This is a genomic window from Paracoccus angustae (genome assembly GCF_042648745.1).
GTDB classification, from domain to species: Bacteria; Pseudomonadota; Alphaproteobacteria; order Rhodobacterales; family Rhodobacteraceae; genus Paracoccus; species Paracoccus angustae.
This window is the reverse complement of sequence record NZ_JBHRXY010000009.1, coordinates 1-25695: the sequence shown is the minus strand read 5'-3', so window position 1 is coordinate 25695 and position 25695 is coordinate 1. Positions and strand designations below refer to the sequence as shown.

26 protein-coding genes and 2 pseudogenes are annotated in these 25695 nt (G+C 64.3%); 16 read left to right on the top strand and 12 right to left on the bottom strand.

Annotation, left to right across the window (positions count from 1 at the left end; genetic code table 11):
• Positions 1–48: 48 nt before the first annotated feature.
• Both ACFOM8_RS12385 and ACFOM8_RS12380 read right to left on the bottom strand, forming a co-directional pair.
• Positions 49–1629, bottom strand: coding sequence for a PAS-domain containing protein (locus tag ACFOM8_RS12385; RefSeq protein WP_377761752.1), 1581 nt, complete (start codon positions 1627–1629; stop codon positions 49–51).
• A gap of 61 nt (positions 1630–1690) precedes the next feature.
• Positions 1691–3019: an ActS/PrrB/RegB family redox-sensitive histidine kinase gene (locus ACFOM8_RS12380; RefSeq protein WP_377761750.1), complete on the bottom strand. Its 1329-nt coding sequence runs from the start codon at positions 3017–3019 to the stop codon at positions 1691–1693.
• 90 nt (positions 3020–3109) lie between these two features.
• Between ACFOM8_RS12380 and ACFOM8_RS12375 the strand changes: the two genes are divergently transcribed.
• From ACFOM8_RS12375 to ACFOM8_RS12365, 3 genes are all read left to right on the top strand, one after another.
• Positions 3110–3739 (top strand): SCO family protein, encoded by a 630-nt coding sequence (locus ACFOM8_RS12375; protein WP_377761748.1) that lies wholly within the window; start codon positions 3110–3112, stop codon positions 3737–3739.
• Between the two features lie 95 nt (positions 3740–3834).
• The gene (locus ACFOM8_RS12370; RefSeq protein WP_377761746.1) at positions 3835–4395 is read left to right on the top strand and encodes an ActR/PrrA/RegA family redox response regulator transcription factor; all 561 of its coding nucleotides are present in this window, start codon (positions 3835–3837) and stop codon (positions 4393–4395) included.
• Positions 4396–4471: 76 nt separating this feature from the next.
• Positions 4472–4783 (top strand): H-NS histone family protein, encoded by a 312-nt coding sequence (locus ACFOM8_RS12365; RefSeq protein ID WP_377761744.1) that lies wholly within the window; start codon positions 4472–4474, stop codon positions 4781–4783.
• 42 nt (positions 4784–4825) lie between these two features.
• On the opposite strand, the gene ACFOM8_RS12360 is transcribed toward ACFOM8_RS12365, so the two are convergent.
• From ACFOM8_RS12360 to ACFOM8_RS12350, 3 genes are read right to left on the bottom strand one after another with little or no spacing between them, the layout of a single operon-like run.
• Positions 4826–5434: an HD domain-containing protein gene (locus ACFOM8_RS12360; protein WP_377761742.1), complete on the bottom strand. Its 609-nt coding sequence runs from the start codon at positions 5432–5434 to the stop codon at positions 4826–4828.
• 6 nt (positions 5435–5440) lie between these two features.
• Entirely contained in the window at positions 5441–5956 is a 516-nt protein-coding gene (gene secB, locus ACFOM8_RS12355; RefSeq protein ID WP_377761740.1) for a protein-export chaperone SecB, read from the bottom strand.
• A gap of 58 nt (positions 5957–6014) precedes the next feature.
• Positions 6015–6545: an FxsA family protein gene (locus ACFOM8_RS12350; RefSeq protein ID WP_377761739.1), complete on the bottom strand. Its 531-nt coding sequence runs from the start codon at positions 6543–6545 to the stop codon at positions 6015–6017.
• Between the two features lie 105 nt (positions 6546–6650).
• On the opposite strand from ACFOM8_RS12350, the gene ACFOM8_RS12345 reads away from it, so the two are divergent.
• Entirely contained in the window at positions 6651–7307 is a 657-nt protein-coding gene (locus ACFOM8_RS12345) for a Tim44/TimA family putative adaptor protein (RefSeq protein WP_377761737.1), read from the top strand.
• Positions 7307–7900: a Smr/MutS family protein gene (locus ACFOM8_RS12340; RefSeq protein WP_377761735.1), complete on the top strand. Its 594-nt coding sequence runs from the start codon at positions 7307–7309 to the stop codon at positions 7898–7900. Before ACFOM8_RS12345 ends, ACFOM8_RS12340 begins: the two co-directional genes overlap by 1 nt.
• A 27-nt stretch (positions 7901–7927) precedes the next feature.
• Here the strand turns inward: ACFOM8_RS12340 and ACFOM8_RS12335 are convergent, their stop codons facing one another.
• From ACFOM8_RS12335 to hslU, 3 genes are all read right to left on the bottom strand, one after another.
• Positions 7928–8995 carry an alpha/beta hydrolase gene (locus ACFOM8_RS12335; RefSeq protein ID WP_377761733.1) on the bottom strand — a complete coding sequence of 356 codons (1068 nt, stop codon included), beginning with the start codon at positions 8993–8995 and terminating at the stop codon, positions 7928–7930.
• A gap of 137 nt (positions 8996–9132) precedes the next feature.
• Positions 9133–9318 carry a PLD nuclease N-terminal domain-containing protein gene (locus ACFOM8_RS12330; protein ID WP_377761731.1) on the bottom strand — a complete coding sequence of 62 codons (186 nt, stop codon included), beginning with the start codon at positions 9316–9318 and terminating at the stop codon, positions 9133–9135.
• A gap of 56 nt (positions 9319–9374) precedes the next feature.
• Positions 9375–10682, bottom strand: coding sequence for an ATP-dependent protease ATPase subunit HslU (gene hslU / locus ACFOM8_RS12325; protein ID WP_377761730.1), 1308 nt, complete (start codon positions 10680–10682; stop codon positions 9375–9377).
• Positions 10683–10891: 209 nt separating this feature from the next.
• Here hslU and ACFOM8_RS12320 point away from each other — a divergent pair, with 209 nt between their 5' ends.
• Positions 10892–11476, top strand: a complete 585-nt coding sequence (locus ACFOM8_RS12320; RefSeq protein WP_377761728.1) for a GNAT family N-acetyltransferase — start codon at positions 10892–10894, stop codon at positions 11474–11476.
• Positions 11477–11492: 16 nt separating this feature from the next.
• Positions 11493–11987 (top strand): pyridoxamine 5'-phosphate oxidase family protein, encoded by a 495-nt coding sequence (locus ACFOM8_RS12315; protein ID WP_377761727.1) that lies wholly within the window; start codon positions 11493–11495, stop codon positions 11985–11987.
• A gap of 45 nt (positions 11988–12032) precedes the next feature.
• Here the strand turns inward: ACFOM8_RS12315 and hslV are convergent, their stop codons facing one another.
• Positions 12033–12590, bottom strand: coding sequence for an ATP-dependent protease subunit HslV (gene hslV, locus ACFOM8_RS12310; protein ID WP_377761725.1), 558 nt, complete (start codon positions 12588–12590; stop codon positions 12033–12035).
• A gap of 107 nt (positions 12591–12697) precedes the next feature.
• Positions 12698–13449, bottom strand: a pseudogene (locus ACFOM8_RS12305) (IS5 family transposase).
• Positions 13450–13528: 79 nt separating this feature from the next.
• On the opposite strand from ACFOM8_RS12305, the pseudogene ACFOM8_RS12300 reads away from it, so the two are divergent.
• From ACFOM8_RS12300 to uxuA, 7 genes and pseudogenes are all read left to right on the top strand, one after another.
• Positions 13529–14835: pseudogene (locus ACFOM8_RS12300) on the top strand (BCCT family transporter); the annotation flags it as partial.
• Positions 14836–15812: 977 nt separating this feature from the next.
• Positions 15813–16463 (top strand): GntR family transcriptional regulator, encoded by a 651-nt coding sequence (locus ACFOM8_RS12295; RefSeq protein ID WP_377761723.1) that lies wholly within the window; start codon positions 15813–15815, stop codon positions 16461–16463.
• A gap of 94 nt (positions 16464–16557) precedes the next feature.
• A complete protein-coding gene (locus ACFOM8_RS12290; protein ID WP_377761924.1) occupies positions 16558–17478 on the top strand; it encodes a TRAP transporter substrate-binding protein in 921 nt (306 codons plus the stop codon).
• 46 nt (positions 17479–17524) lie between these two features.
• Positions 17525–18025: a TRAP transporter small permease gene (locus tag ACFOM8_RS12285; RefSeq protein ID WP_377761721.1), complete on the top strand. Its 501-nt coding sequence runs from the start codon at positions 17525–17527 to the stop codon at positions 18023–18025.
• Positions 18025–19302 (top strand): TRAP transporter large permease, encoded by a 1278-nt coding sequence (locus ACFOM8_RS12280; RefSeq protein WP_377761922.1) that lies wholly within the window; start codon positions 18025–18027, stop codon positions 19300–19302. Before ACFOM8_RS12285 ends, ACFOM8_RS12280 begins: the two co-directional genes overlap by 1 nt.
• Before the next feature lie 7 nt (positions 19303–19309).
• Entirely contained in the window at positions 19310–20380 is a 1071-nt protein-coding gene (locus ACFOM8_RS12275) for an L-idonate 5-dehydrogenase (RefSeq protein WP_377761719.1), read from the top strand.
• A 30-nt stretch (positions 20381–20410) separates the two neighbouring features.
• On the top strand, positions 20411–21625 hold the full coding sequence (gene uxuA, locus ACFOM8_RS12270) for a mannonate dehydratase (protein WP_377761717.1): 1215 nt from the start codon (positions 20411–20413) through the stop codon (positions 21623–21625).
• Positions 21626–21733: 108 nt separating this feature from the next.
• Here uxuA and ACFOM8_RS12265 read toward each other — a convergent pair whose 3' ends face one another.
• Together ACFOM8_RS12265 and ACFOM8_RS12260 are read right to left on the bottom strand one after the other, a co-directional pair.
• A complete protein-coding gene (locus ACFOM8_RS12265) occupies positions 21734–22174 on the bottom strand; it encodes an IS3 family transposase (protein ID WP_377761715.1) in 441 nt (146 codons plus the stop codon).
• On the bottom strand, positions 22159–22455 hold the full coding sequence (locus tag ACFOM8_RS12260; protein WP_377761714.1) for a transposase: 297 nt from the start codon (positions 22453–22455) through the stop codon (positions 22159–22161). Before ACFOM8_RS12260 ends, ACFOM8_RS12265 begins: the two co-directional genes overlap by 16 nt.
• 387 nt (positions 22456–22842) lie before the next feature.
• On the opposite strand from ACFOM8_RS12260, the gene ACFOM8_RS12255 reads away from it, so the two are divergent.
• Together ACFOM8_RS12255 and ACFOM8_RS12250 are read left to right on the top strand one after the other, a co-directional pair.
• Complete coding sequence (locus ACFOM8_RS12255; RefSeq protein WP_377761712.1) at positions 22843–24228, top strand: SLC13 family permease; 1386 nt, start codon at positions 22843–22845, stop codon at positions 24226–24228.
• A 141-nt stretch (positions 24229–24369) separates the two neighbouring features.
• Positions 24370–25557: a pyridoxal-phosphate-dependent aminotransferase family protein gene (locus ACFOM8_RS12250; RefSeq protein WP_377761710.1), complete on the top strand. Its 1188-nt coding sequence runs from the start codon at positions 24370–24372 to the stop codon at positions 25555–25557.
• Positions 25558–25695 lie beyond the last annotated feature (138 nt).

Genomic DNA, 25695 nt, shown 5'->3' with positions numbered 1-25695 from the left:
TCGTTGGCGCCGGTCAGCGCCCCGCGGGCCGCAGCGGGCAAGGGGGAGTCAAAGCGCCGTTCCCGCGGTCAGCAGGCGCTGTCCGGCAGGATCGGACTGCGTCGCGGGGTCGGGCAGGCGGAAGCGCACCATTTGCCGCCCGCCGGGAAGCCGGGTCACCGACCAGCCCAGCAGCTGCCCGCCGGGGCCCTTGATCAGCCCGGTGTCGCGCAGCGCCCCTTCGGAACCGGCAAGCCGCGCCCGGAGCGCCTCGAACCCCGGACCGGCCTCGGCATGGGCCTGCCAAGAGGCCAGCGCGCCGCCCAGGCTGTCGGGCGCGGCAGGCCAAAGGTCGCGGTAGACCTGGTTCGTCATCGCCATCTGGCCTTCGGGGGAAAAGACCGCCACCGCTTCGCCGATATTGTCCAGGATGTTGTGGCCCAGGGACATCTCGGCCCGGAACTTGCGGGTCAGGCTCATTTCCGAGGTGATGTCCTCGAACAGAAAGGCCACGGCGCCGTCGGGATGGGGGCGGCCCGTGACGCGATAGGTCTGGCCGCCGGGCAGGGACCATTCCTCGACATGGTGGCCGGTGGCGGCGGCGCTTTCGAGATTGCTCATCTGCTGGCGCCAGGAACGGAAATCCTTGGGTTCGGGGACCATCCGCAGCTCTCGCAGCTTGTCCAGCAGGTCGAACAGCGTGGGCCGCGCGGTCAGAAAGCCGGTGGGCAGGCTGGTCAGGTCGATCAGCGCGGGGTTGAACAGCTGCAACTGCCGCTGGCGGTCGAAGATGGCAAGGCCGATGGGCAGGTCGGCAAAGGTCTTGGTCAAGGTCTGCACGAATTCGCGCAAGCTGCGTTCGGCGCGCACGGCGGCGTCGGCGGGCAGGGCGAACATCATCACCTGATCGCCCACATGGTGGCTGTGGCAGTCGTACCAGGACACCGCGCCGTTCTGGTTCAAGGACGCGCGCCGCGTCCGGGTGCCCGCGCCTGGCACGGGCCGGGGCGACTCCAGCAGGCGCGGCAGGGGCCAGCCGATGGGTTCGTCCCCCTGCGCCTCGGCCCGGCGCAGATAGGCGGCATTGGCCCAGGTCACGCGCTCCTCGGCGTCCTGGCGCCAGACCAGCATGGGCGTCTGGTCCAGCGAGCGGCGCAGCAGATCCAGTTCCTCCTCCATCGCCTGCTGGGACATGGAATCGACGATGATGCCCGCGTATTCCGCCTGGGGATCGGTGATGGTGATGCGCAACAGGCCCGCGTCGATGCCTTCGGCCACCAGCCGAAGCGCCGCGCTGCCCGATCCGGACTGGCCCAGGGATTCGAAGCGGCCCAGCCGGTCGATGCGGCCCAAAGCCTCGATCGCGTCGGGAAAGCGCGGCCCGATCCATTGCAGAAGGCGCGCCCAGTCCCCTTCGGGCGCGGAAAAGCGGTCCAGAAGCGCGCGGGCGGGCGGCGTCGCATCGACCAGAACCCCGTCGCGGAACAGCATCACCATGGGCTTGAGGCTGCTTTCCAGCCCCTGCGGCAGGCGCGGCCGGTTCCGACCCGGCCCCCGGTCCCACCACCGGACCAGAAGGATCGCCAGCAGGACCGAGGCGGCCCCGGTCAGGACCACCATCGGGATCAGCGCGGCGCCGTGCAGGGACATCCTTTGCTCCTTCGCGTTTTCAAGACCATAGGAGCGCCGGGATTAAGGAACAGTTAAAATCTCATGCCCCCTGCGCGGGATTGTCGCCCAGTGGCGCGCGCGCGTCGCTGGCGATGCGCTCCAGCGGCCAGCGCACCGTCACCACCGCGCCCGGGCCGCCGTTGGCAAAGCCGAGCCGCGCGCCCGATCGCTCCAGCAGGGTCTTGGCGATGAACAGGCCAAGTCCCATCCCCTCGTATCCTTCCCGCTGGGCGCCCCCGCGCCGGCTGGTCAGATAGGGATCGCCGATCCGCGACAAAAGCGCGGCGGGATAGCCGGGCCCGTCGTCGCGGATCGTCACGCAAAGCCAGTCGCTGCCCCGCTGCGATTCGATCACGACCTTGCCCGCCGCGAAATCGACGGCGTTCTGGATCAGGTTGCGCAGCGCATGGATGATGGCGGGATCGCGGCGGATGTCCAGGGCGTCGGCCCTGATCTCGACCCGGGGGCCGCGTCCGGCATGGGGTTCGGCCGCGTCCTCCAGGACCGCGCGCAGGGGGGCCGCGCGCAGGTGCAGGTCGTCCTTGCCCGCCCGGCCCATCGAGCGCAGGATCTGGGCGCAGCGCACCGCCGAATCGCGCAGGGCGATGGCATCGGCTTGCAGGTCGGGACGGTCGTCCAGCTCGTCCGCCAGCTCGGCCGCGATCAGCTTGATGGTGGCCAGGGGGGTGCCCATCTCGTGCGCCGCCGCCGCCACCACGCCGCCCAGGTGTTGCAGGCGCTGTTCGCGCGCCAGCGCCATCTGCGTGGCAAACAGCGCGTTCGAGGTCGCCTGCAATTCCGCCGTCACCCGGTGGGCATAGCCCGCGAAGAACACCACGCCGATCAGCAGCGCCGTCCAGTGCCCAAGGGCCAGCGTGGGCGCCAGCGTCAGTTCCCGCCCGTCCGCGCCATGCAGCGGCAGGGCGACCAGCGCCGCGACCGAGATCAGCGCCATTGTCGCCGCGCCCAGGGCCACCGTTTGCCGGGTGTCCAGCGAGGTCGCGGCCACCGTGACCGGCGCCAGAACCAGCAGCGCAAAGGGATTGGCCAGCCCCCCGGTCAGCGCCATCAGCGCGGAAATCTGGACCACGTCAAAGGTCAGCTGCACCACCGCCCTGCGGGCCGAGGTCCGGCGCGGCGGCGACAGCACCTGCCACAGGTTCATGGCGATCGCCGCCGCGATCAGCGCCAGCACGGGCTCCAGCGCAAAGCCGATGCCCATGATGCGGGCCACGATCACCGCCGCAAGCTGGCCTGCGATGGCGAACCAGCGCAGCAGAACCAGGGTGCGCATGCGGATCGGCTCGGCCTCGGGCGGGGCCTGGGGGCCGATCGGGGAATCTGAGGGGGGAAAGGAAGGATCGGCCATGCGCGCCCCGTTGCGACGATGCGGACCTTGATACGCGGGCCGGGATGGGCGATCAATGCGCCGCTTTCGCCCCTTGGAGGAGAAAAAACCATGGCCGACCGGAAAATCCTGCTGATCGGAGGCATCGCCGCCGCGGCCCTGCTGGCGGCGGGCGGGCTGTACCTGGCAAGCCGGGGAGGGGACGACCAGTTCGCCGGATGCGGCGGCAGCGCGGTTGCGGGCGGCATGGAGGGCTTCGGCACCGACTTCACCCTGACGCGGCAGGACGGGCAGCGCGTCACGGCCGGCCAGGTCTTCGACAAGCCCTCGCTTCTTTATTTCGGCTATACCTTCTGTCCGGATGTCTGCCCCATGGACAGCGCCCGCAACGCCGAGGCCGCGGCCCTGCTGCGGGAACGGGGCAAGGACGTGCAGACCGTCTTCGTCACGGTCGATCCCAAGCGCGACACGCCCGAGGTGGTGGCCGATTTCACCAGCCTGTTTTCGGACGACATGATCGGCCTGACCGGCACCGAGGAGGAGATCGCCGCCGTCAACAAGGGCTGGCGCAACTATTACAAGGCCAATGACGCGGGCGACGGGGACTATTATCTGGTCGATCACATGACCAACACCTATCTGGTCCTGCCCGGCAACAGGACGGTCGATTTCTTCAGCCGCGACACCCCGCCCGAGGCGATGGCCGAACGCGTCGGCTGCTTTGTCGACGCCCTTGGCTGAGGCGGCGCCCGCCCGGATCCGCCCCTGACGGGAAATGATTGCCCCTGTCCCGCCGTTGCGGCACTGTTACCGTTCACGCAAGCTGGGACGCGCCCATGGAAGCCGAAACGCCTGCCCGGACGGATCCGGGTTCCGATCCCTCGTTGATCCTGGTCGACGACGACGAGACCTTTGTCACGCGCCTGGCCCGCGCGATGGAACGGCGGGGCTTTGTCCCCCGCACCGCCACAAGCGTCGCCGATGCCCTGGCGATGATCCGCGCGGCGCCGCCCGCCTATGCCGTGATCGACCTGCGGCTGGAGGACGGCAACGGCCTGGACGTGGTCGAGGCGCTGCGCGACCTGCGCGCGGACGCGCGCATCATCGTGCTGACGGGATATGGCGCCATCGCCACCGCCGTGGCGGCGGTGAAGATGGGCGCGACCGATTACCTGGCCAAGCCCGCGGATGCGAATGACGTAACGTCTGCGTTACTGTCGCAAGGGGAGTTCCTGCCGCCGCCGCCCGACAACCCGATGTCCGCCGATCGGGTCAGATGGGAACATATTCAACGGGTTTACGAACAATGCGACCGCAATGTCAGCGAAACCGCCCGGCGGCTGCATATGCATCGCCGCACGCTTCAGCGTATTCTGGCCAAGCGCGGGCCTCGGTGAATTAAATTGCCCATCTTGTAATTCGCAGCAGTCTATATAAGATTACTTTTATCAATTCAGGATGGATGCAGACGAAATGAACTTCGACCTGGACAAGATGACGCTTAAAGAGTTGCGTGATCTTCGGGCAAAACTGGATCGCGCAATTAGCTCTTATGAAGATCGCAAGCGGCGCGAAGCCCTGGCGGCGATCGAAGAAGCGGCGCGCGAACATGGCTTCAACCTTGCCGACCTGACAGGCGCGAAACCGCGGCGGGCCGGAACGGTGGCGCCGAAATACGTCAATCCCAACGATCCGACCATGACCTGGACCGGACGCGGCCGCAAACCCCGCTGGGTTCAGGAAAGCCTTGAAAGCGGCAAGCAACTGGACGACCTGCTGATCTGACCCGGTTTTTGCAAAAGGCCGTTCTGCTGGAATGGCCTTTCCTTATGCAGGCCCGTCCGTGCCTGCAATCAGCGTCCCGAACCGTTCAAGGAATGCCGCGCGCGCCTCGGCCGGGGGACGCAATTGAATATGCAATTCAGACAAGATAAATTCGTTTTGCAGCGGAAACAGGCGTCTTGCCTCGGACAGGCTGAATCCCGCGATTTGAACCGCCTCCAACCGCGCTGAAATGCGGTCGGCTGCCTTGATTTTCGTCTTGATCGCCGCGGGCAAGGCCGCGGGCAAACCGAAACGGCGGTGGATGGCCGCCGTCAGCCGTTCGTCCATGCGGCCATATTCCGCGCCAAGCGCCGCCTTGACCGGGGAAATCATGTCTCCGATCACATATTCCGGCGCGTCGTGCAAAAGCGCCGCCAATCGCCAGCGCATCTCGATACCGGGATAAAGGCGGGCCAATATATTCTCGACAAGCAGGGAATGCTCGGCCACCGAATAGGGCCAGTCGCCCCGGGTCTGGCCGTTCCAGCGGGCCACAAAGGCCAGGCCGTGGGCGATGTCGGTGATCTCGATGTCGACGGGCGTCGGATCCAGCAGATCCAGACGCCGGCCCGACAGCATCCGCTGCCAGGCCCGGCGCGGTCGGGCCGCCATCGCGGGTCAGGACAGCCGCTGGTCGGCGGGCGCGCCCTGCTGCTGCGCCTGCGCGCGGCGGGCGAGCTCCTGGCGGTACAGCGCCACGAAATCGACCGGGTCCATGTTGAAGGGCGGAAAGCCCCCGTCCCGCGTCACGTCCGAGATGATGCGCCGCACGAAGGGAAACAGCATCCGCGGGCATTCGATCATCAGAAAGGGGTGCAACTGATCCTCGGGCACGCCCTCGATCAGGAAAACCCCGCCGTAATCCAGCTCGGCCAGGAACAGGGTCGTGTTGTCGCCCTTGTTGGTCGAGGTGACGCGGAACTTGGAAATCACCTCGTACTGGTTGTCGCCCGCGCGCTTGCGGGCGTCCAGGCTGACCTGGACGGTGATCTCGGGCTGGACCTCGCCCTGGGGGGCGCCCTTGGTGGCGACGGCGTTCTCGAAGGACAGGTCGCGGATGTACTGCGCCAGGATCTGCATGCGCACCTGCGGGGCTGCGGGCGCGGTTCCGTTGGCGGTGGTTTCGTCGGCCATGGATTTTCCCTTGAAGGATGAGAGCTGGCCCCGGTTCTATCAGGCGCGGGTCACGGCCTCAATGGCGCGTCCAGCCCGAGCCGCCGCGCCGCGAAGGCTGGTCGTCGGTCACGTCCTCGGGCAGGTCCAGGGGCGGACGGGGATGGGGAGGCGTGTCCTCGACCACGAAATCCGCGTCGATCACCCCGTCGCCGTAAGGCGGCCGATGCGCCTCGCGCCGGGTCGCCACGCGCACCGACCCGACGCGCATCCGCCGGCCGGCCCGGCGCATCACAAGATCGCGCACCGGCGGGATCAGCAGCAGCAGGCCCATCATGTCGGTGAAAAAGCCCGGCACGATCAGCAGCGCGCCCGCGATCATCAGCATCATGCCGTGGGCCAGGGGCCGCGACGGATCGCGCAGCTGCGCCAGGCTGCGCTGCGCCTCGAGCCAGGCATGGGCGCCCTGGCTGCGGATCACGGCCATGCCCAGAAGGGCGGCCAGCACCACCAGCCCCAACGTCGCCCAGACCCCGATCAGCCCGCCCACCTGGATGAACAGCGCGATTTCCACGATCGGCAAGGCCACGAACAGCCACAACAGCCACATTCCGATTCCTTTCCCGGCCAGGGGATAACTGGACTTGCCCCGGCCCAGTCCCTACATAATGGCGCAGATCGCAGATACCAGCCAGGACCAGATGAGGCCAATCGCATGAACAACCCGCTGTTGCAGTTGCTTGTCCTGGCCGGGATCGCGATCTTTCTCATCCTGCGGCTGCGCAGCGTGCTGGGCACCCGCGACGGATACGAGCCGCCCCAGGTCGAGGCCCCCGACCGCCCCCGCCCGCGCTTCGACGTGATCGAAGGCACGGCCGAGGAGCCCGACCACGACATCCTGGACCATGCCGAGGCGGGCAGCCCGACCGCCCGCGCCCTGGCCGCGATGAAGGCCGTCGAGCCGTCCTTCGGCGTGATGGATTTCCTCAACGGCGCGAAATCGGCCTATGAGATGATCCTGATGGCCTTTGAACGCGGCGACCTGACCGAGGTCCGGCCCTTTCTGGCCGAACCCGTGGCCGCGGCCTTCCAGTCGGTGATCGACGCCCGCGCGGCCAAGGGCCAGACGGTCACGGCGCAGTATATCGGGACGCGCGAAACCGCCCTGGCCGGGGCGGAATACGATCCCGCCACCGGCATGGCCGAGATTTCGGTGCGTTTCGTGGGCGAACTGATCGCGGCCACCCGCGACGCGGCGGGCAATGTGGTCGAGGGCGATCCAAAGGCCGCCCGCAAGCAGCGCGACACCTGGACCTTTGCCCGCCGCATGGGTCAGGACGACCCGAACTGGCAGCTCGTCGCGACCGGCTGATGGCGCGGCGCCGGGGCCTGACCCCCGAGGACAAGGATTTGTGGGCGCGCGTCGCCCGCACCGCCGCGCCCCTGCATCCCGAACGGCCAAGGCCGCCCGAGCCCGAGGCGCGCATCGTCCCGAAGCCTGCCCCGCCGCGCCCCCGCAGCGGCGAATTCAGCATCGGCGAATTCAGCATCGGCCAGGCGGCACGACCCAAGCCCTCGGCCCCGCCCGCGCCTTCCAGCCCTGCGCAACGGCTGGCGCAGCAGGCCCTGCGCATGGATCACAAGGTCCATCGCCGCATGGCCCAGGGAAAGCTTTCGCCCGAGGCCAGGCTGGATCTGCACGGGCTGACGCTGGCCGCGGCCCATCCCGCGCTGATCGGCTTTGTCCTGTCCTGCCATGCCCGGGGGCATCGTCTGGTGCTGGTCATCACCGGCAAGGGGCGCGGCGATCACGGCCCCCTGCCGACCCGGCCCGGCGCCCTGCGCCACCAGGTGCCGCACTGGCTGCACATGCCGCCCTTGTCGGCGGTCGTCCAGCAGGTCGCCCCTGCCCATCACCGCCACGGCGGCGAAGGGGCCTATTACGTTTACCTGCGCCGGGCTTAGGGCGGGGTTCCGCCCCGCCATGCCAGCCTAGAACGCCGGCGACAGCACCACCTGCACCGCCTGCTCGACCCGGCTGACCGCGCCGCCGATCAGGCCCGGGCCGACCCCGCCTTCGTCGGGCAGGATGCGGTCCAGGTCGCGCATCCGCGTCAGGATCCGCTGCAAGGCCGGGGAATCGGCCACGTCGAAATGCCCGTAGCCGGTGCTGAAGGCGCCGGTATCGACCACCACGACATTCAGATCCGCCACGGGCCGCGCGTCCGGAATGTTGCCCAGCCGAAGCGGCTCGTCCGAGATCAGCGCCGACAGTTGCAGCGCCCGGTCCCGGGGCGAGGTGGTAATCACGAAGGGCTGCGGCAGCGGCCCGATGGCGCGGACCTGCGACCGGAACAGCCGCAGATCCAGATCGGGCGACATCAGGATCACGCCGTCGATCCGGTCCAGCAGGTCGCGCCTCCCGGACAGGGCGATCTGGCGCAGCGCCTCCATCAGCAGCTGGCCGCCCATGGAATGGGCCATCAGCACGATCCTGCCGCGCCCCCGGGTCCGGGCCAGCAGGTCGATCGTCTGCACCAGCCCGTCGCGGGAATAAAGCGCGCCGTCCCGGTCGCCCGAATAGGCATAAGGCTTCATCCGCGAAGGCCAGGAAAAATGGGCGTGGATCCCCGGCAGTTGCAGGTCGTGGGCCAGCTGCGCGGTGCGATAGACCCCTTCGGCGAAGCTGTGGTTGTAGCCATGCACGAACAGCATGATGTCGCGGTCGTCCGGGGCGCGGCCCGCCAGATCCCGCTCGATGGCGCGGCGGAAGGCCCGGGCATCCGCAATCCGGCCGCCGCCCGCGACCAGGAACTGCCGGTCGGGATCGCCGCCCGGACGGGGATAGGCCAGCCGCCCCGCCGCGCGGTCCGGCGGAACCGACACGTCGATCCGCGAAAACCAGGGCTGCGGCACATGGTCCCCCGACAGGCTGCGCTGCGAGGCGATCCAGACCGGCTCGGCGATGCGGGGCTGGTATCCGGCGGGGGCCATCATCAGGACGCCGCGCGGACCGCAGGCCGAAAGGCACAAGGCGAGACACAACAGAAAATGCCGCAAGCGTCACCTATCCGGAAACGGTCGCGGCAAACCTGTCAGAGAAATCGCCCGCGGGCCAGACCCAACCTCAGCGAGCCAACCTCAGCGGGCCGGCCTCAGCAAGCCGGCCTCGGCGACCCGATCTGAGCGACCCGATCTCAGGCCGGGCCGCCGTAATTCGCCTTGGGGCCCATGAAGTACCAGATGATCAGGCCCAGCACCGGCAGGATCGCGATCAGCGCGATCCACAGGATCTTGGTGCCCAGGCTGACATTCGTGTTGATGACCGAGGCGATGGCCCAGACATCCAGCACGAAGATGATGATCCCGAAGACGTAACCCATGACACGGACCCCCTTGTTGCGAGGGGCCAACCCGGAACCGCGCGGGGCGGTTCCGTTCACAGGACGTAGCGCGACAGATCCGTGGACCGCGCCAGATCGCCCAGGTGACGCTCGACATAGGCCGCATCGACCTCGATCGTCTCGCCCTCCTTGTCGGGGGCGCTGAAGGACAGTTCCTCGAAGACCCGCTCGATCACGGTGTAAAGGCGGCGGGCGCCGATGTTTTCCACCGCCGCGTTCACCTCGGCGGCGATGCGGGCCAGGGCGGCGATGCCGTCGGGGGCAAAGCCCACGGTCACGCCCTCGGTGGCCATCAGGGCGGTGTATTGCCGGGTCAGGGCGTTGTCGGTCTCGGTCAGGATGCGGATGAAGTCGTCTTCCGTCAGGGCGCGCAATTCGACCCGGATGGGCAGGCGGCCTTGCAGTTCGGGCAAAAGGTCGCTGGGCTTGGCGACGTGGAACGCGCCCGAGGCGATGAACAGGATGTGGTCGGTCTTCACGGGTCCGTATTTGGTGGAAACCGTTGTGCCCTCGATCAGCGGCAGCAGGTCGCGCTGCACGCCCTCGCGGCTGACATCGCCGCCGCGGGCATCGGACCGCGCGCAAACCTTGTCGATCTCGTCGATGAAGACGATGCCGTTCTGCTGCACCGCGTCCAGCGCCGAGGCCTTCACGGCGTCGTCGTCCAAGAGCTTGTCGGCTTCCTCGGCGATCAGCAGGTCATAGCTTTCGGCCACCGTCATCTTGCGCCTGACGCGCCGCCCGCCAAAGGCCTTCATCAGCCCCGACAGATCCATCATGCCGCCCAAGCTGGCGCCCGGCTGGCCGGGGATCTCCATCGCGCCGAAGGGATTGGACGTGTCCTGCACCTCCAGCTCGATGGCGGTGTCGTCCAGCTCGCCCCGCTTCAGCTTGTCGCGGAACATCTGGCGGGTGCCGTCGCGGGCGTCCTTGCCGGCCAGTGCCTCGATCACGCGATCCTCGGCCGCCTTGTGGGCGCGGGCCTTGACCTCCTCGCGCATCCGTTCGCGGGTGTCGATCATGGCGGCGTCCGTCAGGTCGCGGACGATCTGTTCCACGTCGCGGCCGACATAGCCGACTTCCGTGAACTTGGTCGCCTCGACCTTGATAAAGGGGGCGTTGGCCAGTTTCGCCAGGCGGCGGCTGATCTCGGTCTTGCCGACGCCGGTGGGGCCGATCATCAGGATGTTCTTGGGATAAACCTCGTCGCGCAGGTCGTCGCCCAGCTGCTTGCGGCGCCAGCGGTTGCGCAGGGCCACCGCCACGGCGCGCTTGGCGTCCTTCTGGCCGATGATGAAGCGGTCCAGCTCGGACACGATTTCGCGCGGGGTCAGGTCGGTCATGGGTCTGCCTTTCGTTTGACGGGCAGATAAACAGTCGGGCGGGGGATTTGAAGGGATGCGAAAAGCAGCTACGATACGGATGTACTGGAACGGACTTCCAGGCGGATCGCCACGGCGCGGAGGGCGCCACGCCATGAGCGGGAAGACGTCAGCGCCCTGCACGCCGGAGGAAACCCGCCGGGTGGCGAAAAGGGCGGGATGACGGCCCCATGACACCGCCGCGCCCGGATTTGTCCTTCATGCCCGTGACCGCCGCCGACCTGCCGCTGCTGGCGCGCTGGCTGGACCAGCCGCATTGGCGCGACGGGTGGAGCGCGGATGTCGAGACCGAGCTTGGCTATCTCCGCGACATCATCGACGGGCGCGACAGCACGCGGGCCTTCCTGTTTCGCCTGGACGGCCAGCCCGTCGGCTATATCCAGGTCTGGCGGATCGCCGATGCGCGGGTCGAGCCCTGGCTTTCGGACGCGCCCTGGGTGATGGATCTGCTCGACGATGCGGTGGGCGTGGACCTTTCCATCGGTCCGCCCGATCAGCTGGGGCGGGGGATCGGATCGCGGGTTCTGGCGCGGTTCGTGGCCATGCTGCGGGCCGAGGGGCGCCATTGCATCGTCATCGACCCCGACATCTCCAACCGCCGCGCGATCCGCGCCTATCATAAGGCCGGGTTCCGCCAGATCGCGGAGCTGGCCGGGCGCACGGGCCACTGTCTGCTGATGCGCCACGAGGCAGCGGATCCCCGGATGCCCGCCGGGGAACAATCGGGCGGGCGCGACGTTGGCCCGGGCACCTGATACCGGAGGATCCGAGATGCCCACGCCCGACGAACTGAAAGCCCGCCTGTGGAAGGCCCTGCGGTCCGACATGACCGTGATGCTGGGCCTTGTCGGCGGCGAACACGGCCATGCCCGGCCCATGACCTCGCAGATCGAGGAAGGGGACCACGGGCCGCTGTGGTTCTTCACGTCCAAGGACAATGCCCTGATCCAGAAGCTGGGCGGCGGCGGCGCGCAGGACGCGGGCGTGCAGTTCGTGTCCAAGGGCCACGACCTTTGGGCCTCGATCGAGGGGACGCTGCGCGAGGACACCGACAGGGCCGTCGTGGACCGGCTGTGGAACCCCCATGTCGCCGCCTGGTACGAACACGGCAAGGACGATCCCAAGCTGGCTCTGCTGCGCTTCGATCCGCAGAAGGCCGAAATCTGGCTGGACGCGTCCAGCATCGTCGCGGGCGCCATGGTGGCCCTTGGCATCAGCGATCCCAAGGAAAGCTACAAGGACAACGTGGCGACCGTCCGCCTGTAGCCCTTGCCGGCGGATGCCGGGCACCGGCCCGGCATCCGCGCGCGTTCAGGCGCCGATCTGTTCGACCGTCAGGTTGCCGTTGGTATAAACGCAGATGTCGGCGGCGATCGCCATGGCCCTGCGCGCCACGGCCTCGGCATCGAGGTCGCTTTCCAGCAGGCCGCGCGCGGCGGCCAGGGCGAAGTTGCCGCCCGACCCGATGGCCGCCACGTCGTGCTCCGGCTCCAGCACGTCGCCCGCGCCGGTCACGACGTACAGCCCCTGCCCGTCGGTCACGATCAGCATGGCCTCCAGGTTGCGCAGGTACTTGTCCATGCGCCAGTCCTTGGCCAGATCGACGCAGGCCCGCTGCAACTGGCCAGGGGCGGACTCCAGCTTCTTTTCAAGCCGTTCCAGCAAGGTAAAGGCGTCGGCGGTCGATCCGGCGAAGCCCACCACCACGTCGCGCCCGCCCGGCGTCAGGCGGCGCACCTTGCGGGCGGTGCCCTTCATCACGGTGGGGCCGACGCTGACCTGCCCGTCGCCCGCGACCACCACCTTGCCGCCGCGCCGCACCGCCAGGATCGTGGTGCCGTGCCAGCCGGGAAATCTGTCATCCGCCATGAGGGTCTTTCCTTCCGTTTCGGGTTTGCAGATAGGACCGCGCCCCGGCCTCCGCAACCCATTGCCGCCCCCCGCCGTCCGCCCTAGGGTCAGGACTCGTTCTGCATTCATAGCCAGAACATGACGGTAGCGGCGCGAGCGACGGCGGAGAGGAAAACCTTCGGGCTCCTGTCGTGGCGTGTTGCGATGCGTCGCCAGTCCTTCAGGCGCCCGAACATGATCTCAATCCTGTTTCGCCGTTTGCAGCGGCGCTTGTCGTGCTTCACGGGTCTGCCACGCGACTTCCTGCCCGGGATGCATGGCTTTATCCCTTTGGCTTGCAATGCTGCTCTGAACCAGTCGGCATCATGGCCGCGGTCAGCCAGCAGCCATTCCGCCTTTGGCAAGCTGCCCAGCAAGGCTGCGGCGCCGGTATGGTCGCTGACTTGGCCTGCGGTCATGAAGAAGCGGATCGGGCGCCCATCAGCATCGGCGACGGCGTGCAATGTGGTGTTCATGCCGCCCTTTGCGCGGCCGATCAAGCGGCCCTTCTGGTCGCCGGGTCACCCTTTTTCGACCGCAGGCTTGTCGCCGTGCGGTGCGCCTTCAGGTCGGTGGCGTCGATCATTACCGTCTTCGGAACGGCAGCCTCGGCGGCCAGCCCGTCCATCATGCGGGCGAAGACCCCTTTGTCGCTCCACCCCTTCCAACAGTCGTAGAGGGTCTTTGCCGGACCATACTCCTTCGGCGCATCGCGCCACCGCAACCCATTCCGATTGATGAAGATTATTCCGCTCAGCACACGAAGATCATCGACGCGCGGCTTGCCATGGCTTTTGGGAGAGAACGGCTGAAGCCACGCTATTTGCGCGTCCGTCAGCTAGAAAAGATCGCTCACCGATCAGTCTCCTTGCGGAGGCTGAACCATGCCGCAAGAGGATGATCAATGGGTCCTGACCCTAATAAGCGGCAATGTTTTCGTCCTTGTCTGTCTGGGCTTGATCCTGTCGCCGCTCGGTTCCGTGCGCCTCGGCGGGCTGGAGTCGTCACCCGATTTCAGCCTGACGGGGCTGGTTTTCGATGCTGTTTGCAGCAGGCATGGGCATTGGCCTGATGTTCTATGGTGTCAGCGAGCCTTTGGGCCATTTCACCGCCGCCCTTGGCGGGCCGGTTGTCGAAAACGAGGTGCGCACGGATTGGGCGCCGCTGGACGGTGCGCCGGGCGATGAGATGGGTGCCCGCAGGCTGGCCTTGGCGCTGTTCGCCTATAACAAGGGGCTGCCGCTGACGCTGCGCTCGGTGTTTTACCCCATCTTTGGGGAACGTGTCTGGGGATGGCCGGGACATATCATCGACGTTCTGGCGGTTCTGGCGACGTTCTTCGGGCTTGCCACGTCGCTGGGCATCGGTGCCGAACAGGCCGCCGCTGGTTTCCACTTCCTCTTCGAGTGGAGCACATCGACGACTGCAAAGATTGTGCTGATCATGGTGATCACGGCGATCGCGACGGCATCGGTCGTGCTGGGCGTTGAAAAGGGCGTCAAGCGCCTGTCCGAGATCAACATGGTGCTCGCAATCCTGCTGCTGTTGTTCGTGATTGCCTTCGGGTCCACCACCATGATCCTGACCAGTTTTTTCGGCGACCTGCGCGCCTATGCGGCCGAGCTGATCCGCTGTCGAACCCGTTCGGGCGCGACGATGACAACTTCCGCCAGGGCTAGACGGCCTTCTACTGGGCCTGGTGGATCAGCTGGTCGCCGTTTGTTGGCATGTTCGTCGCCTGCGTCAGCCGTCCGTGCGTCAGTTCCTGGTCGCTGTCCTGATCGTGCCGTCCCTGATTTCAGTCCTGTGGATGACAGCTTATGGTGGCTCGGCGATCACGCAGACGCTGGACGGCTTTACCGGCGTGGCCGACGCCGCGCTGGAGCTGCAACTGTTCCAGATGCTGACCCAGATCCCGCTGACTGCAGTTACCAGCTTCGTCGGCATCGTGCTGGTCATTGTGTTCTTTACGACCTCGTCCGACTCCGGCTCGCTGGTGATCGACACCATTGCGGCGGGGGGCAAGATCAATGCACCCATTCCGCAGCGGGTCTTCTGGTGCAGCTTTGAGGGGTTGGTTGCCATTGCCCTGTTGCTGGGCGGCGGATTGGCGGCCCTGCAGGCCATTGCGGTGTCCACGGGATTGCCGTTCACGCTGGTGCTGTTGGGCGCCTGCTGGGCGACTGTCAGAGGCCTGATCGCTGAAAAGCGCGAGCTGTCCTGACGGCAGGAAGAACAAGCAGGGGCGGATGCGGTCCGCCCCACGGTGCTAAAGCGGATTGCCTTTGGACGGGATCGTGGAATTCCCGGACGGTCCTTTATCGGCTTCATTTCCGTGAGGAAGTGTCAGATGGACAAGCCTTGCACGATGGATCTTTGCGAACGGATCTTCGGCCATATTGCCGCCGGTCACTCGTGCTGGGCTGTCGACCGTGTGTCTGGGAGCCGCGCCAGAACGGCTGCTGATTGGCAGCCGAATACCGGGACCGGTGTGCCATTATACCAAGCGGCACAGCCGTGTGCCTGGCACCGCAGGCAAACTCGCGCCCCACATGTCCTTTCTGCCGGAGATTATCCGGGCCGGGCTGGGCATCACGTTGAAGGAATTGGCCGGGCGTTGGAGGAGACGCATGATGTATTGGTCCAACTCTCCTCATTCCACCGGGTGATTGTTCGGGCCGAGTTCTCATATAAAAAAGGCTTGATCACACGGGAACGCGCCCGGGCGTATATTAAGCTTGTCCGGCATAAGATGGATCATCTGGCGTCAGCCCTTCATCGATGAAACATCAATGAGGGCGAACATGACCTGCCGGCGAGGCCGCAGCGCTGCCTATTCACTCAGCCTGAATCCTGCCGAGATCGTCGCCTTCTCGAAGCTGAAAGCCCACCTCCGCCGCAGCGGTGCCAGAAACTGAGACCAACTCGCCAAAATCCTGGGAAACATCTGTGGTATCTTCGACCCTGGTGGGCGCTGGAACTTCTCCAAAGCCGCCGGATATGCGTCATGATAAACGCAGACGGCATCAGGGCGGTGCCCATACATGGGCGTCGATCCCCATAACCCTGCTGTCCGCCTTATGCCGCCAAGGAACCTTCTAACTGGAGATTATTGACATTCTACTTTACAAGATTACTAGTATGGTACAATTTAGAGCTTAGGGAGGCGCATTGATGGGAAGATCGGATGTCCTGCAGCCGATGGTCGTGAGTGTGGTGGACCAGCTTTACGCAAAGCTGCGCTCTGCCATCATCGACAATGTGCTCATGCCCGGCGCTCGTTTGTCCGAGGCGGAAGTTGCGATGCAGCATGGCATAAGCAGGCAGCCTGTGCGCGAAGCCTTTATCAAGCTGGCCAACGAGAACCTGCTGGAGATCCGCCCGCAGCGCGGCACCTTTGTGGCCAAGATATCCTTGCCTGATGTGATGGATGCACGATTTGTGCGCGAGGCGGTCGAGGCAGACATCGTCAGGCTGCTTGCCATGACGCCTGATCCCGCCTTGATAGCGAATTTGCGGGCACAGTTGACCGCCCAGGAGACGCTGATCGGCGGCTCGGCCCGCGACTTCATGGAAGCAGACGAAATCTTTCATCGGACGCTTGCTGAGGGGGCCGACAAGGGCAGGGCTTGGCACGTCGTGGTCGAGATGAAGGCCCAAATGGACCGTGTCCGCTTTCTGTCGAGCATGCACTTTCCCGTTGACCGGCTGATCGAGCAACATCGGGCGATTGTGGACTCCCTTGAGGCCGGCGAGGCCGCAGGCGCCGAGCGTGCGATGCGCCTGCACCTGCAGGGCATTCTGCAGGATCTGCCGGTTATCAAGCAGGAACGGCCCGAATATTTTCTGTGATGCCGGTCGACCCGGCCCTTTGTCCTTGGAGGAGGAACCCATGACATTCAATAGATTTACCAAGCTGGCTGCGTCCTGCACGGTCGCGGTGCTGATGAGCAGCGCCTCTTTTGCGCAGGAGGTCACGCTGAAGCTGGGCCATCTCGCGAACGAGGACAACATCTGGCACAAGGCCGTGACGAAGTTTGCTGAAGAGGTCAACACCCTGACCAAAGGTCGCGTCGCGGTCGAAATCTATCCCAACGAGTCGCTTGGCAAGGAGATCGACCTGATCAACGGCATGCAGCTGGGCACGGCGGACATGACGATCACCGGCGAAAGCCTGCAAAACTGGGCCCCCACCGCGGCGCTATTGGCGCTGCCCTATGCCTACAAGTCGCTTGAACACATGGACGAAGTCGCCTCGGGCGAGATTGGCAAGCAGATCGAGGCCGAGATCATCGAGAAGGCCGACATCCGTCCGCTGACCTACTTTGCGCGCGGTCCGCGCAACCTGTCCGCCAACCGCGAGATCACCACCCCTGCCGACCTGAATGGCTTCAAGCTGCGAGTGCCGAACGTGCCACTGTTTGTGGCGGCATGGCAGGCCCTTGGCGCAAACCCCACGCCCATGGCTTTCTCTGAGGTCTTCACATCGCTGCAGAACGGAACGATCGAAGGGCAGGAAAATCCCCTGGCGCTGTTCAAGTCGGGTGGCTTCTACGAAGTGCAGAAGGTCGTCAACCGAACCGAGCATGTGCGGTCCTGGATCTATCTGGCGATCTCGGAGCGCAGCTGGGGCCGCCTGTCCGAGGAGGACCAGGCCGCGCTGATGGAGGCGGCCGAGCGCACGCAGACCTATGAGCGCGAATTGTTCCTCGCCGACGAAGAGGCGCTGGTCGCGGATCTGGAAGGACGCGGCGTGACCTTCCACGACGTCGATCAGGCAGCCTTCGCCGAAGCGGCACGCGATGCCGTTATCGGGGCTGTGGCCGAGGAAATCCGCCCGCTGGCGGAACAGATCTTCAACAAGTGACATCGCACGGCCCTGCCCGTCGGGCAGGGCCAACCGGGAGGGGTCGATGACAAAGGCGTTCAAGGGACTGGAGGGGCTTTGCCGCCTCCTGATATTTGCAGGCTTCGTGGTGCTGATGGCATCGGTGCTGCTGCAGGTATTCTCGCGCACATTTCTCAGCACGGCCCCGGTCTGGACCGAGGAACTGACGCGGTTCTGCCTGATCTATATCGCCGCGCTTGGCGCCGGCCTGGCACTGCGCAGCGGAGACATGGTCAACGTGGATCTGATCTGCGAAAGCCTGCCGGGTCGTGCTCCACGGGCGCTGCGGCTTGTGTCGGCGCTGGTTACGGCGGGCTTTGCCCTGGCGCTGCTGCCGGCGGCTTGGGAATTTACCCGGATTGGGGTGCGGCAGACCGCGCCATCGCTGGCCTGGCGGATGGATTTCATTCACGCCTCGATGATCGTTCTTTTTGTCGCCTTGATCCTGTGGGCCGCGCTGCGCGTTTACGAGATGCTGACCGGCCGCCACGATGGCCGCCCGATCCCGACCTCGGAGGACAACTGATGGGTCTGACCCTGCTTCTGGGCACCTTTGTGCTGGGCCTGGTGATCGGACTTCCGGTCGCGGTCACCCTTGGCCTGTCGTCGATGGCCTATCTGATCTTCGCCGACATTCCGCTCGTCGTCATTCCGCAGAAGATGTACGCGGGCATGGACAGCTTTGTGCTGCTTTGCATTCCGGGCTTTATCCTAGCGGGCAATCTGATGAACTCGGGCGGGATCACTGAACGGATCGTGCGCTTTGCGAATGCCCTGGTAGGCTGGATGCGGGGCGGCCTGGCGCAGGCCAACATTGCGGCATCCATGCTGTTTGGCGGCGTGTCGGGAACGGCGGTGGCCGATGTGGCTTCGGTCGGAGGCATGATGATCCCTGGCATGAAGAAGGTGGGTTATCCCGGCGACTTTTCGGCGGCGGTCACGGCGGCTTCCTCAACCGTGGGGCCGATGATCCCGCCAAGTGTTCCCATGATCATCGTGGGCTCGCTGTCGGGCCTGTCCGTCGGCAAGCTGTTTCTGGCGGGTGCGATCCCGGGCCTGCTGCTGGGCTTTGCGATGATGGTCACGACCTATTTTCTAGCCCAAAGGAAGAACTTCCCGCGCGAGCCATGGAGAGGGGTGTCCGAACTGTTTTCATCCTTCATGGGCGCCGTCTGGGCGATCGCCATGACCGTGCTGATCGTGGGCGGACTGCTGATCGGCATCACCACGCCGACCGAAACCGCGGTGGTTGCTAGCCTCTATGCCGTCGCTGTCGGGCTTTTCATCTATCGCGAGCTGCCCCTGCGCCGTATTCCTAAGATCATCATCGACAGTGCCATTAGTTCGGCCGGCATCCTGGTGCTGGTGGGCACTGCCAATGTCTTTGGCTGGATTCTGGTGGCCGAGCGCATCCCGCAAATGCTAGCGGACAGCGTACTGTCGGTGACCGAGAACAAGTTCCTGGTGATCTTGTTGATCAACCTGCTGCTGATTTTCGTGGGCATGTTCATGGAAACGATCGCGGCGCTGATCATCCTGTTCGTGCCGCTGCAGGCGCTGGCGGTGGCGGTGGGCATTGACCCGATCCACTTTGCCTGCTTCGCGGTGTTGAACCTGATGATCGGGCTGACGACGCCGCCGGTGGGGGTGTGCCTGTTCGTTGCATCCAACATCGCACGCCTGCCCCTGTCGCCGGTGATCCGCGCCATCACTCCCTACATCATTACTAACGTCATCGTCCTGCTGATGGTCAGCTATATCCCGCCGCTGGCGACCTGGCTGCCCAACACCTTGATGCCCTGAGGCCAACATGACGCAAGAACAAGAAAACCGGGTGGTCTGCCTGCATTCGCAGGAGGACCTGAGACTGGAAACCTGTCCTGCCGAGACCCCCGGCCCCGGCGAGGTGCAGATTGCGGTGCGGGCCGGTGGCATCTGCGGATCGGATCTGCATTACTGGCTGGAAGGGGGCATCGGCACCATCCGCGTACGCGAGCCGATCATCCTCGGCCACGAGGCAGCAGGCACGGTCGTGTCCTTGGGGGAGGGCGTAACCGGGCTGGAGATCGGGCAGCTGGTCGCGATGAACCCCTCGCATCCCTGCGGCACCTGCGAGTTCTGCCGACAGGGACTGGAGCGCCACTGCACCGCGATGAAGTTCAAGGGCTCTGCCATGTACCTGCCGCACCAACAGGGCATGTTCCGCGACCGCATGGTGATCGGGGCTGGCCAATGCCATCCGTTGCCTGCAGGGATCTCTCCTGGCGCTGCCGCCTGTGCCGAACCGCTGGCCGTATGCCTGCACGCGGCCAACAGGGGCGAGGCAATTGCGGGCCCTTTGGCCGGGAAGACGGTGCTGGTGACGGGCGCCGGACCGATCGGCGCGCTGTGCGTGGCAGTAGCGCGCCAACGCGGCGCGGCCCGGGTCATCGTGACCGACATCCAGGACGCGACGCTTGAGGTCGCGCGCCAGATGGGTGCCGATCACGCTGTCAACACCATGACCGATCCCGAAGGACTTGCACCGTGGCAGGAGGGCAAGGGCCAAGTCGATCTGGTCTTCGAATGCTCGGCTGCGGCGCCTGCCATTCGTGACGCGGTGGCCTGCCTGCGTCCCTTGGGCACACTGGTCCAGGTGGGTGTGGCCGGACCTACGCCGATGCCGCTGAATGTCATGGTCGGCAAGGAAATCCAGTTCGTCGGATCGCAGCGCTTCGATGTCGAGTTTGCCCAGGCAGTCGGGTTGATCGGCTCAGGTGCCATCGACCCCCGTCCGATGATCACCGCAACCTTTCCCCTGACTGAGGCGCTGGACGCCTTCAACGCCGCCAAGGATCGCTCGCGGTCGGTCAAGGTGCAGATCTCCTTTGCCGGTGCCTGAGGCCCGGCGCGCTTTCGGAAAGATAAGACCATGAGACAAACCTGGCGCTGGTTCGGACCCAAGGACCTGGTATCGATCGACGACATGCTACAGGCCGGCGTAGAGGGGGTGGTGACCGCGCTGCACTACGTGCCGACCGGGGCAGTCTGGAGTCCCGAAGAGATCGCGCGGCGGCAGGCCGAGCTGGCGGTGATGCGCGATGGCGCGCCTTCGGGGTTGGAATGGGAGGTGGTGGAAAGCCTGCCCGTATCTGAAGATATCAAGCGCCAGAGCGGCGACTGGAAGGGGCATGTCGAGAACTGGAAGACCTCGATGCGCCACCTGCGCGAGGCCGGGATCGAAGTGATCTGCTATAACTTCATGCCGATCCTCGACTGGACGCGCACCGATCTGGCCTACCGGCTGCCGAATGGCGCAACCTGCATGCGGTTCGATGCGATCGACTTTGCCGCATTCGATCTTTTTTTGCTGCGTCGCAAGGGGGTGGAGGAAGATTACAGTCCTGAAGTCACCGAGGCTGCGCGAAAGCGCTTTGCTGGCATGAGCGATGCTCGCAAGGAGGAGCTGTCCGGCAACGTCGTCTTCGGCCTGCCAGGCGCTGCCGAGCGGATGTCGATGGAGGACGTGAGGACCCATTTGGCGCGCTATGACGCCATCTCGCCCGAGCGGTTGCGGGGCCACCTGATCGACTTCCTTGCTGAAGTCAGCCCGCTCGCGCAGGAACTTGGGATGCGCCTCTGCTGTCATCCGGATGATCCGCCCTTTTCACTGCTGGGCCTGCCACGGATCATGTCGACCGAGGCGGACTACAAGGCCCTCATGGACGCGGTCGACATTCCCGCGAATGGCATCACCCTTTGCACCGGGTCGCTGGGGGCGCGGGCGGACAACGATTTGCCTGGGATGATGCGTCGGCTCGGCGATCGGGTACATTTCCTGCACCTGCGTAATGTCGCATTGGAGGAGCCGCATCTGGGCGGATCGTTCCACGAGGCCGCGCATCTTGAAGGCAATACTGACATGGTGGCCATGATCGCCGCCATCTTGGCCGAGCAGGATCGCCGCAGGGCCGAAGGTCGCGCCGACTGGCAAATCCCCATGCGTCCCGACCATGGGCAGGACATCTTGGACGACCTAAACCGCAAGGCACAGCCGGGGTATCCAGCCATCGGTCGCTTGAAAGGACTGGCTGAACTGCGGGGCATCATGACTGCGCTGTCGCATCCGAAAGTTGCTACCAGTTAGCACTTGGCGCAAGGGCCACACCACAATGGCCAAGTGCACCAAAGGAAAGGCGGATTAAACCGCCCCAGGTTTACCAGAGAGTAGAACACTCAAAGGATGAGCCCTATGTCAAAGCGGAGATTCACCCCCGCTGACCCGGCCGAACTTCGCGAACGCGGCGTTCGGTTGTTTTGAGAGCATCGCGCGGAATACGCCAGCGATACGGCTGCATACAAGGCGATCGCGCGTGAGGCTTGGCTGTTCACCCGACAGCCTGCGCGTCTGGTAGATCGGCATCAGGCGCATGAGCCGCATCAGCCGCCGGATGCGTTTAGGGTTCACACCGTGCCCCTCGTTCCGCAGATGCCAGGCCATCTGCCGGACGCCGTAGAAGGGCGTGTCGAGGAACTGCTTGTCGATGAGCTGCATCAGGCCGAGGTTCTGCTCCGTCTCTCCGACCGGTTCATGATAGAAGGACGAGCGCGAGATCGACAGCAGGCGGCACTGTGCGCCGATCGACAACGCCGGATGGCCCCGCTCAACCATCCCGCGCCTCACTTGCCGGTCCACGGCTTGAGCTTTCGTGACAAAAAATCATTGGCGATAGCCAGTTCTCCGATCTTGGCATGCAGTGACCGGACCGTCTCCTCATCCACCTCCGCAACGGGCTTTCTGCCGCCGCGCCCGAAGATATCCACAGCTCCGTCGAGCAGCGCCTTCTTCCATTGATGGATCATCGTCGGATGCACGCCGTATTCGGCCGCCAGCTCCGACACAGTGCGCTCGCCCTTCACGGCCTCGAGCGCCACGCGCGCCTTGAAGCTCGCGTCATGGTTTCTGCGTTTCCGCATTCCTGATCTCCTCGTTCTTGGAGACCAACAAACGTCAGATCGTAGCTTCCGTCACTGTCCGATTTCCGGGGAGTAGCTCAGGTCTTCCAGTTCTGGAACAGCGAAGGTCACCCTCTGCATAGTGGGGGTCAGGCGACGCGAGCCTGTGACGCGGACCTCGCAGAAGAACGGCGGAACGCCATGGGACTGTCTGTCGCGCTTCCGCTCTTATATCAAGCGTATGTAAAGAATATAGATTTTCTTGAGTTCAGGCATTGGAGATAGGGCTTCTATGCTCTCAACACAAAAATCGCTATGCAAATTCATAATTCATAATTAAATTTATCATTACCTACGGCCTGGGGAGCGCCGTCATATGATTTCATGCAAGGAAAAGGGAGGCCGCGCATGACACAGCACTACATTGCCATTTCTCTACTGGTCGCGATGTTTGTGATCGCTACAGCCCTACCCATTAACATCGGCGTTCTTGCCTTTGTCGGTGCGTTCATTGTGGGATCGCTGATTGTCGGAGACAGTGCCAAGGAGATCATCTCGGGCTTTCCAAGCGGGTTATTCCTGACGCTCGCGGGAATCACCTGGCTGTTTGCTCTTGCGCAGAATAACGGAACAATTGACTGGCTCGTAAGAAGTGCAGTACGTGCGGTAAAAGGGCGTATCGGGCTGATCCCCTGGATCATGTTCTTCATTGCCGCCCTGCTGACTTCGGTAGGTGCCGTAACCCCTGGCGCTGTCGCTATCGTCGCGCCGATCGCGCTGAGCTTTGCCTTCCGTTATCATATTTCTCCGCTCTTGATGGGGATGATGGTGGCGCAGGGGGCTTCGGCCGGTGCGTTTTCACCCCTCGGGATCTTTGGTGGGATCACCAATGGCGTTGTAGTCAAGGCAGGCCTGCCGCTGAGCGAAATGACGACATTTGCGGCCAGTTTCTTTTGCAATGCCGTCTGTGTCTTGATCCTGTTCTTTGTCTTAGGCGGTCGTCAGCTCATGCAAAAGCGCGTCGATCTTGGCAATGGCACCATCACCGTGCCGCACATCGAAATTGCGAAGCCAGCGACAGGTCCTCAAATCTTTGGGGACAGCGAGGCGGAAGCCCTGAGCAGCCGCATCGCTCGGGAGGGAGGAGGCGACTCCAATCGTCTGCTTGCCGAAGTTCCTGAAGGTCAGGTGCCAGATGGGAGCCCGATCCAGATGTTGACCATTGCCGGCCTGGCGGCGGTTGCGACCATGGTCTTGGCGTTCAATCTCGATATCGGCTTCGTGTCGCTGACAGTTGGCCTTGTCATCGCTCTCTGCCAGCCGACGTTGCAAAAGCGTGCGATGGCTCAGGTAGCATGGCCCGAGATCATGCTGATTACCGGCGTCGGCACCTATATTGCCGTGCTTGAGAAGATGGGAACCATCGACTTTATCGGCGACAGCGTCGCCTCCATGGCGTCACCGATGCTTGCGGCATTGCTGCTTTTTTACATCGGCGGTGTCGTATCGGCGTTTGCATCGTCGACAGCTCTGCTGGGAGCGCTGATTCCCCTTGCAGTTCCATTCCTACAGGCTGGTACAGGCGTAGGTGCGATAGGCTTCATCGCGGGCATGGCCGTCGCTTCAACCATCGTCGACGTGAGCCCGTTCTCGACCAGCGGGGCACTTGTTCTTGCCAACTCAAAAGGCATCGACAAGCAGGTCTTCTATCGTCAATTGCTTGGATATGGTGCCCTAATCACTCTTATTGCACCCCCCGTCCTTTGGCTGATCTTTGTGGTGCTACCAGGCTGATCCCTTGCAGTGGACGACTTGGCGCCGGGTCTGAATTCGTCCACTTGCATGCAAAAACATGAATGTTCCTGCAATGCAGCTTGACATTCAAAGTGTAATAATGAATTCATTATTCAAACATCGATCATCCGAGGAGGGATCATGACTCACGTTTCCGGGCGGCACTTCTTGCAAATCCCTGGTCCCAGCCCTGTGCCGGATCGGGTATTGCGCGCCATGTCGGCACAGGTGATCGACCACCGCAGCCCCGAGTTCGCCGATCTTGGCTTGAAGTCGTTGTTGGCGATTAAGACGATCTTCAAAACAGAGCAGGACGTGATCATCTATCCGTCTTCCGGTACCGGGGCATGGGAGGCTGCTCTTGCCAACGCCCTGCAGGAAGGCGACCGTGTCCTGATGTACGAGACGGGTCACTTCGCCACCTTGTGGAAGAAGATGGCTGAAAAACTTGGTATCCAAGCCGAGTTCATCGTGGGCGACTGGCGCTCCGGTGCCGATCCTGACCAGATTGAACAACGCCTGCGCGCAGATACCGCTCACGAGATCAAGGCAATTTGTGTGGTTCATAACGAAACCTCGACTGGATCGGTCTCGCCGATTGCCGACGTGCGACGCGCCCTTGATGCAGCCGGGCACCCGGCTTTGCTGATGGTGGATACGATCTCGGGATTGGGTTCGGTTGATTTCCGCTTTGACGAATGGGGCGTGGATGTCGCGGTCTCAGGCTCTCAGAAGGGCTTGATGCTGCCGCCCGGGATCAGCTTCAATGCTGTCAGCAAAAAGGCGCTGCAGGCATCGAAGGCCGGCGGCATGCGTCGTTCCTACTGGGACTGGCAGGATATGGTCGACATCAATGCCAAGGGCTACTTTCCTTATACACCGGCGACCAACATGCTCTACGGCATGGTCGAGGCGATCGAGATGATGCATGAAGAGGGTCTGGAAACCATCTTCAACCGGCATCAGCGCCATGCCGCTGCGACCCGCGCAGCCGTCCGGGCCTGGGGACTGGAAGTGTTGTGCAACCACCAGGGCCATGAAAGCGGCGTGCTGACCGCTGTCCTCATGCCTGAAGGCCATAGTGCGGATAAATTCCGTGCAGAGGCTCTGCGGCACTACAACATTTCGCTGGGTAGCGGCTTGTCCAAGGTTGCGGACAAGGTCTTCCGCATCGGCCATCTCGGCGACATCAACGACCTGACGCTGATCGGAGCGCTGAGCGGGGTGGAAATGGGCCTCTCGAAAGCGGGCGTGCCGCATGAGCGAGGCGGTGTCGCTGTGGCGATGCAGTACCTGCATGATACTCCCGCTCCTGGCATCGATGCTTGATGGCAGGATGGCGCGATCTTTGATGGAGCGCGCCTCGTCTCCATATTGGCCAAATCGCGAGGCCGCGTGATGAAGGACGCCATGTATATTCCCACATACGAGGACATGCTGGCGGCGCATGAGCGCATCCAGCCCTAC

Bases quoted from the DNA above. Each gene is read 5' to 3' on its own strand.
- ACFOM8_RS12385 (WP_377761752.1), bottom strand. From the start codon at position 1,629: ATGTCCCTGCACGGCGCCGCGCTGATCCCGATGGTGGTCCTGACCGGG.
- ACFOM8_RS12380 (WP_377761750.1), bottom strand. From the start codon at position 3,019: ATGGCCGATCCTTCCTTTCCCCCCTCAGATTCCCCGATCGGCCCCCAG.
- ACFOM8_RS12375 (WP_377761748.1), top strand. From the start codon at position 3,110: ATGGCCGACCGGAAAATCCTGCTGATCGGAGGCATCGCCGCCGCGGCC.
- ACFOM8_RS12370 (WP_377761746.1), top strand. From the start codon at position 3,835: ATGGAAGCCGAAACGCCTGCCCGGACGGATCCGGGTTCCGATCCCTCG.
- ACFOM8_RS12365 (WP_377761744.1), top strand. From the start codon at position 4,472: ATGAACTTCGACCTGGACAAGATGACGCTTAAAGAGTTGCGTGATCTT.
- ACFOM8_RS12360 (WP_377761742.1), bottom strand. From the start codon at position 5,434: ATGGCGGCCCGACCGCGCCGGGCCTGGCAGCGGATGCTGTCGGGCCGG.
- secB (WP_377761740.1), bottom strand. From the start codon at position 5,956: ATGGCCGACGAAACCACCGCCAACGGAACCGCGCCCGCAGCCCCGCAG.
- ACFOM8_RS12350 (WP_377761739.1), bottom strand. From the start codon at position 6,545: ATGTGGCTGTTGTGGCTGTTCGTGGCCTTGCCGATCGTGGAAATCGCG.
- ACFOM8_RS12345 (WP_377761737.1), top strand. From the start codon at position 6,651: ATGAACAACCCGCTGTTGCAGTTGCTTGTCCTGGCCGGGATCGCGATC.
- ACFOM8_RS12340 (WP_377761735.1), top strand. From the start codon at position 7,307: ATGGCGCGGCGCCGGGGCCTGACCCCCGAGGACAAGGATTTGTGGGCG.
- ACFOM8_RS12330 (WP_377761731.1), bottom strand. From the start codon at position 9,318: ATGGGTTACGTCTTCGGGATCATCATCTTCGTGCTGGATGTCTGGGCC.
- hslU (WP_377761730.1), bottom strand. From the start codon at position 10,682: ATGACCGACCTGACCCCGCGCGAAATCGTGTCCGAGCTGGACCGCTTC.
- ACFOM8_RS12320 (WP_377761728.1), top strand. From the start codon at position 10,892: ATGACACCGCCGCGCCCGGATTTGTCCTTCATGCCCGTGACCGCCGCC.
- ACFOM8_RS12315 (WP_377761727.1), top strand. From the start codon at position 11,493: ATGCCCACGCCCGACGAACTGAAAGCCCGCCTGTGGAAGGCCCTGCGG.
- hslV (WP_377761725.1), bottom strand. From the start codon at position 12,590: ATGGCGGATGACAGATTTCCCGGCTGGCACGGCACCACGATCCTGGCG.
- ACFOM8_RS12295 (WP_377761723.1), top strand. From the start codon at position 15,813: ATGGTCGTGAGTGTGGTGGACCAGCTTTACGCAAAGCTGCGCTCTGCC.
- ACFOM8_RS12290 (WP_377761924.1), top strand. From the start codon at position 16,558: ATGAGCAGCGCCTCTTTTGCGCAGGAGGTCACGCTGAAGCTGGGCCAT.
- ACFOM8_RS12285 (WP_377761721.1), top strand. From the start codon at position 17,525: ATGACAAAGGCGTTCAAGGGACTGGAGGGGCTTTGCCGCCTCCTGATA.
- ACFOM8_RS12280 (WP_377761922.1), top strand. From the start codon at position 18,025: ATGGGTCTGACCCTGCTTCTGGGCACCTTTGTGCTGGGCCTGGTGATC.
- ACFOM8_RS12275 (WP_377761719.1), top strand. From the start codon at position 19,310: ATGACGCAAGAACAAGAAAACCGGGTGGTCTGCCTGCATTCGCAGGAG.
- uxuA (WP_377761717.1), top strand. From the start codon at position 20,411: ATGAGACAAACCTGGCGCTGGTTCGGACCCAAGGACCTGGTATCGATC.
- ACFOM8_RS12260 (WP_377761714.1), bottom strand. From the start codon at position 22,455: ATGCGGAAACGCAGAAACCATGACGCGAGCTTCAAGGCGCGCGTGGCG.
- ACFOM8_RS12255 (WP_377761712.1), top strand. From the start codon at position 22,843: ATGACACAGCACTACATTGCCATTTCTCTACTGGTCGCGATGTTTGTG.
- ACFOM8_RS12250 (WP_377761710.1), top strand. From the start codon at position 24,370: ATGACTCACGTTTCCGGGCGGCACTTCTTGCAAATCCCTGGTCCCAGC.